The sequence below is a fragment of the Tatumella sp. JGM91 genome, assembly GCF_018257575.1.
Lineage (GTDB): Bacteria > Pseudomonadota > Gammaproteobacteria > Enterobacterales > Enterobacteriaceae > Tatumella > Tatumella punctata.
Map to the genome: position 1 here is coordinate 1 of NZ_JAERJP010000004.1, position 13459 is coordinate 13459.

The following is a 13459-nucleotide window of genomic DNA, read 5'->3' on the forward strand; positions in this document are numbered from 1 at the left end:
TCTGTCTCATGCACTTCATAACCCGTGATTTTCCGGCTGTACAGGTCGGTTATCATATACAGGTAATACCAGCGTCCCAATAGGACAGTGCGTTATGACTGGCTGGGGCAACACCTGTTTACATCACTGGATGAATTGCAGGACTATGCCACGCAGTGGCAATGGTTTTATAATCACGAGCGACCGAATATGGCACTGAATGGCTACACGCCGATGCAACATATTCAACGCTTATCTGATTCTACTTATCGCCTCCGTTAAAAATGGGGGGGTTACCCTGTTACGAGATAAGTTGAGAGTCTGTGAAATAAAAAAATCCACGCAATTGCGTGGATTTTATGGTTTTTTGTGATTTTTATGAGACTCAATGAAACCTCATAAGACAACACATTTTATTTAGACGTTGAACAGGAAGTTCATAATATCGCCATCTTTAACGATATACTCTTTTCCTTCGGCACGCATTTTTCCGGCTTCTTTGGCACCCTGTTCGCCTTTGAACGCGACAAAGTCGTCAAAAGCGATAGTCTGGGCACGGATAAAGCCTTTTTCGAAGTCGGTGTGGATTTTGCCGGCTGCCTGGGGGGCGGTTGCGCCGACAGGGATGGTCCAGGCACGGACTTCTTTAACACCGGCGGTGAAGTAGGTCTGCAGGCTGAGCAGGGCGTAACCGGCACGGATCACACGGTTCAGGCCCGGTTCTTCGAGGCCCAGTTCGGCCATAAATTCTTCGCGGTCCGCGTCGTCCAGTTCAGCAATATCCGATTCAACCGAAGCACAGACCGGCACGACCACAGAACCTTCCTGGTCGGCGATAGCCCGGACCTGATCGAGGAACGGGTTGTTTTCGAAACCGTCTTCATTGACGTTAGCAATGTACATGGTTGGTTTCAGGGTCAGGAAACTCAGGTAGCGGATCAGGGCTTTTTCGTCTTCATCCAGTGCCAGCGCACGCAGCATGCCGGCATTTTCCAGCTGTGGCAGGCACTTCTCCAGCACTTCCAGTTCGGCTTTCGCGTCTTTATCGCCGCCTTTGGCTTTTTTCTGTAAACGCTGGATAGCGCGTTCACAGGTATCCAGATCGGACAGGGCCAGTTCAGTGTTGATTACTTCAATATCATCAGCCGGATTCACTTTCCCGGAAACGTGAATAATATTGTCATCTTCAAAACAGCGAACAACATGACCGATAGCCTCGGTTTCGCGGATGTTAGTCAGAAACTGGTTACCCAGGCCTTCACCTTTAGATGCGCCTTTTACCAGACCGGCAATATCGACAAATTCCATGGTGGTGGCGATAGTACGCTGAGGTTTAACGATTTCTGCCAGCTTGTCCAGACGCGGGTCAGGCATGGGAACCACACCGGTATTGGGTTCAATAGTACAGAACGGAAAGTTAGCCGCTTCAATACCCGCTTTCGTCAGCGCATTAAACAGGGTGGATTTACCAACATTTGGCAGGCCCACGATACCGCATTTAAATCCCATGCTTGAGTTACCTTATAACGTATTGGCGGCAGATAAACAGACTGCCGCCGGAACTGTAAAATTTTGCCGCATTATACACATAACCACCCATAATGGCGCGGATTTCCGGAGCCGCTTAACCGGCTTTAAAGCTATGCAGGCGGTTCATTGCTTTAAGCCGATCGTCTTTCAGCCATACTTCCGTACAACGGACAGCCTCATCAATGGCTTCGTCAATCAGTTTTTGTTCACTCTGCGGTGGTTTACCCAGAACAAAACCGGTGACTTTATTACGGTCACCGGGATGGCCGATGCCGATACGCAGTCGATGGAAGTCGGCATTATTCCCCAGCTTACTGATGATATCCTTCAGTCCGTTATGTCCGCCATGACCGCCACCTTGTTTGAATTTAGCGACTCCCGGCAGCATATCAAGTTCATCATGGGCGACCAGAATTTCCTGCGGCGTAATGCGGTAAAAAGTGGCCATGGCAGCCACAGCTTTGCCGCTCAGGTTCATAAAGGTTGCAGGTACCAGTAACCGGACATCATTTCCTGCCAGGCTGATACGGGCTGTGTAGCCGTAGAATTTAGGTTCTTCTTTTAACGACTGATTATGTCGTTCTGCCAGCAAATCGAGATACCAGGCGCCGGCATTATGCCGGGTGGCCGCATATTCCGCGCCCGGATTCGCCAGACCTACAATCAGTTTAATACTGCTCACAATTTCTACCCTGCCATGATTACAAAGGCATTAGTTTACTGCCTGACACGCATAAGCACAAAGATCAGTCGCCAGCGCACGTAATGGTAATTTTCGCTCAGGTTTGTGATCTGAGTAGCAGAATTGATTAGTATTGATTACTAAACTTTTGTTTAATTGTTCAACGGCTGTCGCATGGCAGAAAGGGGAGATGATGAAACATAAACAATGTCTGAGATATGGCAATGCGCTGATGGGCATTGGCCTGCTGGTTATTGTTACAGGGATGGTATTAGCCGTGATGAGTCAGTTGCATTCTGTTCACCTGCCTGCGGTTGCTGTGGAAGGTGCTGTGTTTGCTATCTTCCTCGGAGCCTTATTATGGCTGGCGGGCGCACAACTCGGCGGACGTGAAAAAGTCTGTGACCGCTATTTTTTGCTGCGTTACAGTGGCTGTAATCTGCATCCGCGCCATAAATCATCACCGGTAACGGATGTGGATTCAGTGACTCAGTAACGCGCAGCGCTTTCCGGACCAGCATAACGTTTATATAACAGCGGGTCATTACATGAAAAAGCCGGGCATTATGCCCGGCTTTTTAGCTGAAATGATAAGCAGTGATTAATGCTCAAACATTGCAGAGATAGATTCTTCGTTACTGATACGGCGGATAGCTTCAGCCAGCATTCCGGATAATGTCAGCGTCCGGACATTAGGCAGTGCTTTGATTTCCGGTGACAAAGGAATGGTATCACAGACAACCACTTCATCAATTACCGAGTTACGCAGGTTTTCCAGGGCATTACCTGAGAAAATAGGGTGGGTTGCATAGGCAAATACCCGCTTGGCACCACGTTCTTTCAGCGCTTCTGCAGCTTTACACAGAGTGCCGCCGGTATCGATCATATCATCGACCAGTACGCAATCACGGCCGGCAACATCACCGATAATGTGCATGACCTGAGAAACATTTGCCCGCGGGCGGCGTTTATCAATGATGGCCATATCGGCATCATTCAGCAATTTGGCGACTGCACGGGCACGGACAACACCACCAATGTCCGGAGAAACCACAATCGGGTTTTCCAGATTCAGCTGCAACATATCTTCCAGCAGGATCGGGCTGCCGAATACGTTATCTACCGGTACATCAAAGAAGCCCTGAATCTGTTCTGCGTGCAGGTCAACCGTCAGAACACGGTCAACACCTACGCTGGAAAGAAAATCGGCAACAACTTTTGCGGTAATGGGGACACGGGCAGAACGGACGCGACGATCCTGACGGGCATAACCAAAGTAAGGGATAACGGCGGTAATACGTCCGGCGGAGGCACGACGCAGCGCGTCAACCATTACCACCAGTTCCATCAGATTATCGTTAGTAGGAGCGCAGGTGGACTGAATGATAAAAATATCACCGCCACGCACGTTTTCATTAATCTGTACACTGACTTCACCATCACTGAAACGACCGACAGCGGCGTCCCCGAGGTTAGTGTAAAGACGGTTGGCTATGCGTTGCGCCAGTTCCGGGGTAGCGTTACCAGCAAAAAGCTTCATATCGGGCACGAGAAAAACCTCAGGCTTTACGTCCAGAGAACTCCCTGCGCTGTGCCACAGGGAAAGTTCACACAGGTGTATAAATGCGATACGCGCAGTATCTGGAACAGGATGATACTGTCACGCACACGCTGATCACTCAGACAAACACATTTGCAACGGTGAGGTATTCACCCCGCGCGCCACAAAAGCAGTTATCCATTCAGGAGCGAGTTCAAGAACCTGAAGGGCGGCTTCCTCTGTGTCAAACTCGGCAAACACACAGGCACCTGTCCCTGTCAGGCGTGATGGCGCGTATTCTAACAGCCAGACAAGCAATTCATCAACCTTACGAAAACGTTTTCTTACGACAGCTTCACAATCATTATGCCAGCAACTATCCATAAGCTGGTTTAATGTCCGGTGCGGAGTATCTCGGGTAAGTTGCGGATCGCCGAAAACGGCCGGGGTAGGAATACTTTCTCCGGGATGGGCGACCAGGTACCATTTTTCCGGCGGACTGGCGGGTTGCAGTTGTTCGCCGACACCTTCGGCAAAGGCCGCATAACCGTGAACAAATACCGGCACGTCCGCCCCCAGTTGCAGCCCGAGGCTTGCCAGGTATTCGGCAGAGTAACCGCAATTCCAGAGCTGGTTTAACGCCACCAGTACGGTGGCGGCGTTGGATGATCCCCCCCCGAGACCGCCGCCCATCGGGATTTTTTTCTCAACAGTGAATTCGGCACCGGCATCTTCGCTGATCCGCCGGTCTGCGAGGGCCGCGGCTTTCAGCAACCGTGCCGCACGGATAATTAAATTATCTTCATCGGCGACCGCGGCCAGCGGGGTATTCATCCGCAGCCGGGCAGAGAAGTCAGTGCTGATAGTCAGGCTGTCGCCGTAATCAAGGAACTGAAACAATGTCTGCAGATTATGGTAGCCGTCGGCACGCTGACCAGTGATATAAAGGAACAGATTCAGTTTTGCCGGACTGGGCCAGGTTGTGGTCATGGTAATTTCCAGCTGTCCATACGTAATTTGATGCGCAGATGACCGGTGGTTAACTCGAGGTCGGCGGGCAGGGCGGGTTTCACGTCCTGACGGTAATCATTGATAGTAACCTGCCATGTCTGGCCGTCGTGGGTATAGGTTGCGCTACGCAACTGGTACTGGTTATTCAGGGTATAGCTGTTGGCTGAACCGGGCAGTCCCAGCATCCACTGCCGCAGGTTTTCCAGCGGAATGTTCATGCCGGTCAGTTCAGAGATCATCTGAGTGGCATTGTGGCTGAAGTAGCGTTTCCCTGTATTGTCCACCAGCTGTACGGTTGTTCCCTGGGTATCCAGCTGCATTTCGGTACTGCCCAGCGGGCTGGTTAATAACAGCCGGTAACGATCGCTGGCTGTCTGTTGCCAGTTATAACGGGCATACACTTTTTGTTGTTCAGAAAGGTAGGCAAAGGCCCCGCGGGTTTGAAAAGCCGTAATTTTCTTAACTTCACTGACATGCTGTTTCCATTGGGCGGAGTCCGGGCTTTGGCCGGGTCCCTGTGGCGGGGGGGTAACACAGGCGCTTAACAGCAGGCTGGCAACAGGCAGGCACCGGCCCAGCCAGCGTCTATTCAATATACTCACGTCGTCATCTCCTCAGACCCGGATGTTTACTGCAGAGCGCTAAACGCTACCGTGCAGGCATTTAACCGTCAATGCTATTCGGGGAATATTATATGGGATCAGGTTAATCTTATTACAGTCATAGCTTTTGTATGGCTTTTCTTGATCTGCCTCATCTTGTAGAATGGTCCTATAACCCTGAAATTACCGGGACAACCCGACCAGAATCACCATGACGCTTCTAGCACTCGGAATCAATCACAAAACGGCACCTGTCGCGTTGCGCGAACGGGTATCTTTTGGGCCGGACACACTTGATAAAGCGCTGGACAGCCTGTTATCACAGCCACAGGTACAAAGTGGTGTGGTACTTTCAACCTGTAATCGCACTGAATTATACCTGAGTGTCGATGAAAATGATGATATTCAGGAGCAGTTGGTACGCTGGCTGTGTACGTATCATCAGCTTAAAGAGGAAGACGTCAGGCAAAGTCTGTACTGGCACGAGAATAATGCGGCGGTCAGCCATCTGATGCGGGTCGCCAGCGGGCTGGACTCTCTGGTGCTGGGTGAACCCCAGATTCTGGGTCAGGTAAAAAAAGCCTTTGCAGAATCTCAGCGTGGTCATGTACTGAGCAGCGAACTGGAGCGTATGTTCCAGAAAACCTTTTCGGTGGCCAAACGGGTTCGTACCGAAACAGAGATTGGTGCCAGTGCGGTATCGGTGGCCTTTGCGGCCTGTACCCTCGCCAGGCAGATTTTTGAATCACTGTCGAAAGTGAATGTGTTGCTGGTCGGTGCCGGGGAAACTATCGAACTGGTTGCCCGTCATCTGCGTGAGCACCGTGTACAGAAGCTGATTATTGCTAACCGGACCCGGGAACGTGCTCAGCGGCTGGCAGAAGAAGTCAATGCTGAAGTTATCGACATTGGTGATATCAGCTCTCGGTTGCAGGACGCGGATATTATTATCTCGTCCACCGCCAGCCCGCTTCCGATTATCGGTAAAGGTATGGTGGAACGGGCGCTAAAAGCCCGGCGTAATCAGCCGATGCTATTGGTAGATATTGCAGTACCGCGGGATGTTGAACCGGAGGCGGGTAAACTGGCGAATGCCTATTTATATACTGTCGATGATTTACAGACCATTATTCAGCAGAATATGGCACAGCGTGAAGCGGCGGCGGTTGAAGCCGAAAGTATCGTGGTGCATGAAAGCTGTGAGTTTATGTCATGGCTGCGGGCGCAGTCGGCGGTAACCACCATCCGTGATTACCGTGAACAGGCTGAACATATCCGTGAAGACCTGGAATCCAGGGCGTTACTGGCATTAGAGCAGGGACAGGATGCGAAAAAAGTGCTGCATGACCTTGCCCATAAACTGACTAACCGGCTGATCCATGCGCCGACAAAATCTCTCCAGCAGGCTGCCCGTGACGGGGACGATGAACGCCTGCAAATTTTACGTGACGGCCTTGGCATTGAATAATGCCGGGTGGTCCTTTTCAGTGACTGGAAAAACCTCAAATACATGAAGACATCAATTGTTGCCAAACTCGAAGCGCTGCAGGAACGCCATGAAGAAGTTGAAGCGTTATTGGGTGATGCCGGGGTCATTGCAGATCAGGAGCGTTTCCGGGCGTTATCCCGCGAATATGCTCAGTTAACCGACGTGACCAAATGCTTCCGCCACTGGCAGCAGGTTCAGGATGATATCGAAACAGCAACTCTGATGCTCGACGATCCCGAAATGCGGGAGATGGCTAACGACGAATTACAACAAGCGAAGAGCCAGAGCGAAATACTTGAGCAGGAACTGCAGGTACTGTTGCTGCCAAAAGATCCGGACGATGAACGTCCCTGTTTTGTTGAAGTCCGTGCCGGAACCGGTGGTGATGAAGCTGCTTTGTTTGCCGGTGATCTGTTCCGTATGTACAGTCGCTATGCGGAAACCAACCGCTGGCGTGTCGAAATCATCAGTGCCAACGAAGGCGAACATGGTGGCTATAAAGAAGTCATTGCGAAAATTATCGGTGATGGCGTTTACGGCCGGCTGAAATTTGAATCCGGTGGTCACCGTGTACAGCGGGTACCTGAGACCGAATCCCAGGGGCGTATTCATACTTCAGCCTGTACTGTGGCTATTATGCCGGAGATCCCGGATGCCGAGCTGCCGGATATTAATCCGTCGGATCTGAAAATTGATACTTTCCGGTCGTCGGGAGCAGGTGGTCAGCACGTTAACACCACTGACTCTGCTATCCGTATTACGCACCTGCCAACCGGTATCGTGGTGGAGTGCCAGGATGAGCGTTCGCAGCATAAGAACAAAGCGAAAGCCTTGTCGGTTCTGGGGGCACGTATCCATGCCGCCGAAATGGCCAGACGTCATGAAGCCGAGGCTTCGGCGCGGCGTAACCTGCTGGGCAGCGGTGACCGTTCTGACCGTATCCGGACCTACAACTTCCCTCAGGGACGGGTCACGGATCACCGTATCAACCTGACACTGTACCGGCTGGATGAAACAATGGAAGGTAAACTGGACAGCCTGATCGAGCCTATTGTTCAGGAATATCAGGCAGATCAGCTGGCGGCACTGGCAGGCCAGGAATAATGCGGATACGTGACTGGCTGGCACAAAGCCGTGTGGTATTGCAGCACAGTGAAAGTCCGAAACGTGATGCGGAAGTACTGCTCGGCTATGTGCTGGCGAAACCCCGTAGCTGGCTGATTGCCTTTGATGATACCAGTCTGTTGCCTGCCCAGTTAACCCGCTTAACCATGTTGCTGGAACGCCGCCGGGCAGGGGAACCTGTGGCCCATTTGCTGGGGGAGCGGGAATTCTGGTCACTGCCCTTAAAAGTGAATAACAGTACCCTGATCCCGCGGCCGGATACGGAAGTGCTGGTCGAGGTCGCCCTGCAATTGCTCGGGGCATCGCCTGCGGCGGTGCTTGACCTGGGCACCGGCAGCGGAGCGGTTGCACTGGCGATAGCCAAAGAACGGCCGGACTGTGAAATTACCGGGGTGGACAGGGTGCCTGAGGCTGTTGCACTGGCCCGTGAAAATGCCGCACTGCTGGCGTTATCCGGTTGCCGGTTTTTGCAAAGCGACTGGTTCAGTGAACTGTCTGGCGCAAAGTATCAGCTGATTGTCAGTAATCCTCCTTATATTGATGCGACGGACCGGCATCTGCAGCAGGGGGATGTCCGTTTTGAGCCCCTCAGTGCACTGGTGGCGGATGAGGGCGGGCTGGCAGATCTGCGTAAGATTGCAGACCAGAGCCGTGACTGGTTACAGAAAGGGGGCTGGCTGGCGATGGAGCATGGCTGGCAACAGGCAGATGCGGTAAGCCGTTTACTGACGGATGCCGGTTATCAGCAGGTGGCCACACAAGCAGACTATGGCGGTAACCCGCGGGTAACTTTTGGCCAGTATAATCCCGGACAGATGGCGGGCTGATATGAACAATTATTTTACCGTTATAAAATCGATTCACATCTTCACCGCAATCGTTTCGGTGTTGTTATTTACCGGCCGTTTTTACTGGAAAACGGCAGGCTCCGCGATGATGCAGCGTCGCTGGGTGAAAATCACTCCGCATATTAATGATACGCTGCTGTTGCTGACCGGCATTATGCTGGTGCTGATCACCCGTTATTATCCGTTTACTGCCGATGGCAGCTGGCTGACCGAAAAATTAATGGCGGTCATTCTGTATATCGGTTTCGGATTTGTCGCTTTTGGTCGTCGTAATTTTTCACCGTTTATCCGCGGAATTGCATTTTGTGCAGCATTACTGATGCTGGTTATCATTGTCTTCCTTGCGATCAACAGAATACCGCTAGTGGGGATGTTATGAGTTCCGCAAACCAATTTGATTTTAGTCATGGCTCATTGTGTGAAGCCATGCTGACTGTAATGCAGGACATCCGGTCCGATTTTTCGGCCGGGAATGTGCGGCGGCAGTTAGAGTTGCTGGTCACTGAAGCAGAAACTTATGTGGCCGGTGAAACTGACCCTGAGAAGCGTCTCGGGAAACTGATGGAGCTGTTTTACGGGCAGTGGGGATTTGGCGGGGCCGGCGGTATATACCGCTTATCCGATGCCTTGTGGCTGGATAATGTGCTGAAAACCCGTCAGGGCACAGCCGTTTCACTCGGTGCGTTACTGCTGTTTATTGCAGACCGGTTATCTCTGCCACTGTTGCCGGTTATTTTCCCGACACAGCTGATTGCCCGGGCTGACTGGATTGATGGCGAAATGTGGTTAATTAACCCGTTTAACGGCGAAACGCTGGACGAACATACACTGGATGTGTGGGTGAAAGGGACTATCGGGCCGACATCCGGTTTGTATGATGAAGACCTGGATGAAGCTGATATTGCTTCGGTTATTCGTAAAATGCTTGATACACTGAAAGCCTCGTTGATGGATGAACAACAGCTGGAGCTGGCGTTAAAAGTCAGTGAAGTTCTGCTGAAAATGGATCCTGAAGACCCCTATGAAATTCGTGACCGGGGTTTGATTTATGCGCAACTTGAATGTGAACATGTTGCATTAAGTGACTTAACCTATTTTATTGAACAATGCCCTGAAGATCCGGTCAGTGAAATGATTAAGGTGCAGATCCATGCCATCGGGCAAAAACACGTTACGCTGCACTAAGCCGCGTTGATATCAGTAATTAAAGGAACAACAGTATGACAGAGAAAGTAGTCTCTATTGGTGACCTCAGGGTAGCAAACGATCTGCCATTTGTGTTGTTCGGTGGTATGAACGTTCTCGAATCCCGTGAACTTGCCATGCGTATCTGCGAACACTATGTCAGAGTGACAGACAAACTGGGTATCCCTTACGTTTTTAAAGCTTCGTTTGATAAAGCGAACCGCTCCTCAATTCATTCTTACCGTGGCCCTGGCCTGGAAGAAGGTCTGAAGATCTTTGCCGAGCTGAAAAGTACTTTTGGTGTGAAAATTATTACCGATGTACATGAAGCTGCCCAGGCACAGCCTGTGTCCGAAGTGGTTGATGTTATCCAGCTGCCGGCATTTCTTGCCCGTCAGACAGACCTGGTCGAAGCGATGGCGAAAACCGGTGCTGTGATTAACGTAAAAAAACCACAGTTTGTCAGCCCGGGGCAGATGGGTAATATTGTTGATAAATTTGCCGAAGGCGGTAATGATCAGGTGATCCTCTGTGACCGCGGCAGTAACTTTGGTTACGATAATCTGGTGGTTGATATGCTTGGCTTTAATGTTATGAAAAAAGTGACGCATAACTCCCCGGTGATTTTTGACGTTACCCATGCCCTGCAAACCCGGGATCCTTTTGGGGCGGCATCCGGTGGTCGCCGTGCCCAGGTAGCAGAACTGGCGCGTGCCGGGATGGCGGTAGGGATTGCCGGGCTGTTTATTGAAGCGCATCCGGATCCGGATAATGCAAAATGTGATGGCCCTTCAGCATTACCGCTGGATAAGCTGGAACCTTTCCTGGTTCAGATGAAAGGGATTGATGATTTAGTTAAATCGTTCCCGGCGCTGGATACCAGCCGCTAAGTTATACAGAGTGCAGCGCAATTCTGTGCTGCACTGGCTCCTGTCTGTGCCGGGATGATTACCGGCCCTGTTTCTGCATCGCAGCCCTGCCATTTGGTTTATGTCGTATATTCTCTGCTTCTGTCTCTGCCTGCCCGGAAAATACCTGTCTGTGCGCCTGATGGCTGCAAGGAGTTGTGCGTGAGACTGGTGGTAAACAGAGATTACGGAGTTGTAGCAGAGCAGTACTGACGCTGAGGGGCGGGCAGAAAGGGCCGGGATTATCCGATCTGCCACAGGCGCAATCCTGCGCCTGTGGTGGTTTGTCAACAGGTTACAGCATAATAGTCATCAGGTAGCCGATAAACAGCGCCAGATGCGCGGCACCATTGAGTACGTTAGTGCGTCCGGTAGAAAATGACACCTGGCACAGTAACAGCACACTGCACATAATCACCATTTGTGGCGCTTCGAGGCCGAAAATCAGCGGCTGGCCGGTAATGACTGCGATCAGGCTGACCACCGGTACTGTTAACGAAATTGTCGCCAGTACGGAGCCGAAAAACAGATTCATAGCCCGCTGTACCTGGTTAGCCAGCACTGCTTTGATAGCCCCTAATCCTTCCGGAGACAGGATCAGCAGGGCAATCAGGAAACCGGTAAACTGTGGCGGCGCATTCAGGTCGCCCAGCAATTGTTCCAGTACCGGTGCATTCATTTTAGTCACACTGATCACCGCCAGCAGATGGATAATCAGCCATAAGGCATGCCAGCCGCTGCTATGAGCAGAAGGTTTACCATGGTGAGGGTCACCGTCATCACTTTCGTCTTCATGTTCATAAATAAACAGACTCTGGTGGGTTTTGGTCTGGATAAGCAGGAATACCCCGTACATAGCTGCGGACACGGCAGCGATTAACAGTGCCTGACCAGTGGTAAAGTTACCGCCCGGCAGGGCATTAGGAAAAACCAGAACCAGAATGGCTAACGGGAAGATAGCAATCAGATACTGTTTTACTCCTGCCAGATTGACATATTGTGTGGCGAATTTGCGGCCGCCGAGCAGCAGCGCAAAACCCACCAGCCCGGCAGTCACGATCATAATAATTGAGTACAGGGTATCGCGCATCAGCCCGGCACTGGCATTTCCGGTCGCCATCAGTGCCGAAATCAGACTGACCTCCAGGATTACCACCGACAGAGTCAGAATCAATGAACCAAAGGGTTCCCCCAGCCGGTGGGCCAGTACATCAGCGTGACGAACAACGCTGAAAGCGCTGCAGAGGATCGCGACCAGGGTTAATATATTGATGGCGATGACCAGCGGCAGGGACGTCTGATGGCTGAAGAACCATAAAACGCCCAGGGCAATTATTGGGAAAATTAATGAGTATTCCGTATGGCGGGTTTTTTCATGCGCTGGCATTCTCTCTCCTCACGCGTTATAAATTGGACTCTCTGTAACTCTGTGCAGCCTTGTTACCGGGTAAATTTCCGGGAGATACTGTATCATTAAAAGATATTACTGACACATTTATTTACTCCGTAGTGATATTTTAATTACCTTTCTGTTTTCTCTGCTATCTTCATTTAACTTAATGATTTAAATGGATTTAAAATATTTTTGATTCATGATTTTTTTAGGTTATCTTGCAAAAAGTCGTGGTTATTACATCACTAACAACACTGAGTCTGTTATTTGTGTTTCCGGGGTAATATTATCGATTTTTTATATTTATCTCTTTGTTTCATATGTATTATTTTTTATTTTTCAGCCAGTAGTCTGCGCCGGGGGGAGTTGCCGGGAAAGAGCTATTTATGTGATGCTCTTCACATAATGGCCGGTTTATTGTAATGATAGCAGTATTGAGTATTCCCCGGTGATTAAGGAGGACGATGTGCTGACCCGGGATTTTTTGATCAATGCGGATTGCCGGTCCTCATTCGGACATATTGATGATCAGTTATTGCTGACTCCGCAACAGCGTAAAGCCTCGCTGGCGGAATTTCTTAACCGGTTGCCGGAAGGTTTACCCGTATGGATATTTGGTTACGGATCTTTAATGTGGAATCCGGTGCTGGATTATAATGACGTACGGCCTGCGGTCCTTGAGGGCTGGCATCGTGCGTTTTGTATCCGGCTGATAGCCGGCCGGGGAACAGAATGTCAGCCGGGCAGGATGCTGGCTTTACAGTCGGGCGGCAGAACCCGCGGACGGGTGTTTCGCCTGAGTGACGATAACCGGGCTGAAGAGCTGGAATTACTCTGGAAACGGGAAATGCTGACCGGCTGCTATTGTCCGCGCTGGGAAGCGGTTACCCTTGATGACGGGCAACAGATTATCGCGCTGGTATTCACTATCAATCCCCTGCATCCCTTGTTTGAGTCTGATAACAGTCCTTCAGTGATTGCCCCGTTAATTGCTGCAGCTAAAGGGCCTCTCGGAACAAATGCACAATATCTGTATCAACTGGTCAGCAGTCTGTCGGAACTCGGAGAACAGGATGACACTCTGTTATCCCTGGCCCGCGACGTCAGACAATTACAACAACAGTAACCGGTGAGCGGTGACGGTGGCTTTATGCTGATACTCAGTGG

The 13459-nt window shown here is 50.9% G+C and carries 14 protein-coding genes and 1 pseudogene; 9 read left to right on the top strand and 6 right to left on the bottom strand.

Features of this window, described 5'->3' with window-relative positions; all coding sequences use genetic code 11:
* Nucleotides 1-69: 69 nt before the first annotated feature.
* Nucleotides 70-261 (top strand): annotated as a pseudogene (locus JK198_RS03685) (integrase core domain-containing protein); the annotation flags it as partial.
* 135 nt (nt 262-396) lie between these two features.
* Here JK198_RS03685 and ychF read toward each other — a convergent pair.
* Both ychF and pth read right to left on the bottom strand, forming a co-directional pair.
* The gene (gene ychF, locus JK198_RS03690; protein WP_212706803.1) at nt 397-1488 is read right to left on the bottom strand and encodes a redox-regulated ATPase YchF; all 1092 of its coding nucleotides are present in this window, start codon (nt 1486-1488) and stop codon (nt 397-399) included.
* Between the two features lie 115 nt (nt 1489-1603).
* Nucleotides 1604-2191, bottom strand: a complete 588-nt coding sequence (gene pth, locus JK198_RS03695; protein WP_212706804.1) for an aminoacyl-tRNA hydrolase — start codon at nt 2189-2191, stop codon at nt 1604-1606.
* 193 nt (nt 2192-2384) lie between these two features.
* Between pth and JK198_RS03700 the strand changes: the two genes are divergently transcribed.
* On the top strand, nt 2385-2687 hold the full coding sequence (locus JK198_RS03700) for a DUF2583 family protein (protein WP_212710156.1): 303 nt from the start codon (nt 2385-2387) through the stop codon (nt 2685-2687).
* 105 nt (nt 2688-2792) lie between these two features.
* Here JK198_RS03700 and prs read toward each other — a convergent pair whose 3' ends face one another.
* The 3 genes from prs to lolB all read right to left on the bottom strand — a co-directional run bounded on the left by prs (nt 2793) and on the right by lolB (nt 5344).
* Complete coding sequence (prs, locus tag JK198_RS03705) at nt 2793-3740, bottom strand: ribose-phosphate pyrophosphokinase (protein ID WP_212706805.1); 948 nt, start codon at nt 3738-3740, stop codon at nt 2793-2795.
* A gap of 126 nt (nt 3741-3866) precedes the next feature.
* Nucleotides 3867-4721 (bottom strand): 4-(cytidine 5'-diphospho)-2-C-methyl-D-erythritol kinase, encoded by an 855-nt coding sequence (ispE, locus tag JK198_RS03710; protein WP_212710042.1) that lies wholly within the window; start codon nt 4719-4721, stop codon nt 3867-3869.
* A complete protein-coding gene (gene lolB, locus JK198_RS03715) occupies nt 4718-5344 on the bottom strand; it encodes a lipoprotein insertase outer membrane protein LolB (RefSeq protein WP_212710045.1) in 627 nt (208 codons plus the stop codon). Before lolB ends, ispE begins: the two co-directional genes overlap by 4 nt.
* 211 nt (nt 5345-5555) lie before the next feature.
* Between lolB and hemA the strand changes: the two genes are divergently transcribed.
* The 6 genes from hemA to kdsA are packed head-to-tail and all read left to right on the top strand — an operon-like array spanning nt 5556 to nt 10881.
* Complete coding sequence (gene hemA / locus JK198_RS03720) at nt 5556-6812, top strand: glutamyl-tRNA reductase (protein ID WP_212706808.1); 1257 nt, start codon at nt 5556-5558, stop codon at nt 6810-6812.
* A gap of 42 nt (nt 6813-6854) precedes the next feature.
* Nucleotides 6855-7937 carry a peptide chain release factor 1 gene (gene prfA, locus JK198_RS03725; protein ID WP_212706809.1) on the top strand — a complete coding sequence of 361 codons (1083 nt, stop codon included), beginning with the start codon at nt 6855-6857 and terminating at the stop codon, nt 7935-7937.
* Entirely contained in the window at nt 7937-8785 is an 849-nt protein-coding gene (gene prmC / locus JK198_RS03730) for a peptide chain release factor N(5)-glutamine methyltransferase (RefSeq protein WP_212706810.1), read from the top strand. The genes prfA and prmC overlap by 1 nt, the downstream gene beginning before the upstream one ends.
* 1 nt (nt 8786) lies before the next feature.
* Entirely contained in the window at nt 8787-9185 is a 399-nt protein-coding gene (locus tag JK198_RS03735; protein ID WP_212706811.1) for a SirB2 family protein, read from the top strand.
* Nucleotides 9182-9991 (top strand): invasion regulator SirB1, encoded by an 810-nt coding sequence (gene sirB1, locus JK198_RS03740; RefSeq protein ID WP_212706812.1) that lies wholly within the window; start codon nt 9182-9184, stop codon nt 9989-9991. The genes JK198_RS03735 and sirB1 overlap by 4 nt, the downstream gene beginning before the upstream one ends.
* A 35-nt stretch (nt 9992-10026) precedes the next feature.
* Nucleotides 10027-10881: a 3-deoxy-8-phosphooctulonate synthase gene (kdsA, locus tag JK198_RS03745; RefSeq protein WP_212706813.1), complete on the top strand. Its 855-nt coding sequence runs from the start codon at nt 10027-10029 to the stop codon at nt 10879-10881.
* Between the two features lie 313 nt (nt 10882-11194).
* Here the strand turns inward: kdsA and chaA are convergent, their stop codons facing one another.
* A complete protein-coding gene (gene chaA, locus JK198_RS03750; protein ID WP_212706814.1) occupies nt 11195-12286 on the bottom strand; it encodes a sodium-potassium/proton antiporter ChaA in 1092 nt (363 codons plus the stop codon).
* 472 nt (nt 12287-12758) lie between these two features.
* Between chaA and JK198_RS03755 the strand changes: the two genes are divergently transcribed.
* Nucleotides 12759-13418, top strand: coding sequence for a gamma-glutamylcyclotransferase (locus tag JK198_RS03755; protein ID WP_212706815.1), 660 nt, complete (start codon nt 12759-12761; stop codon nt 13416-13418).
* Nucleotides 13419-13459: the final 41 nt, after the last annotated feature.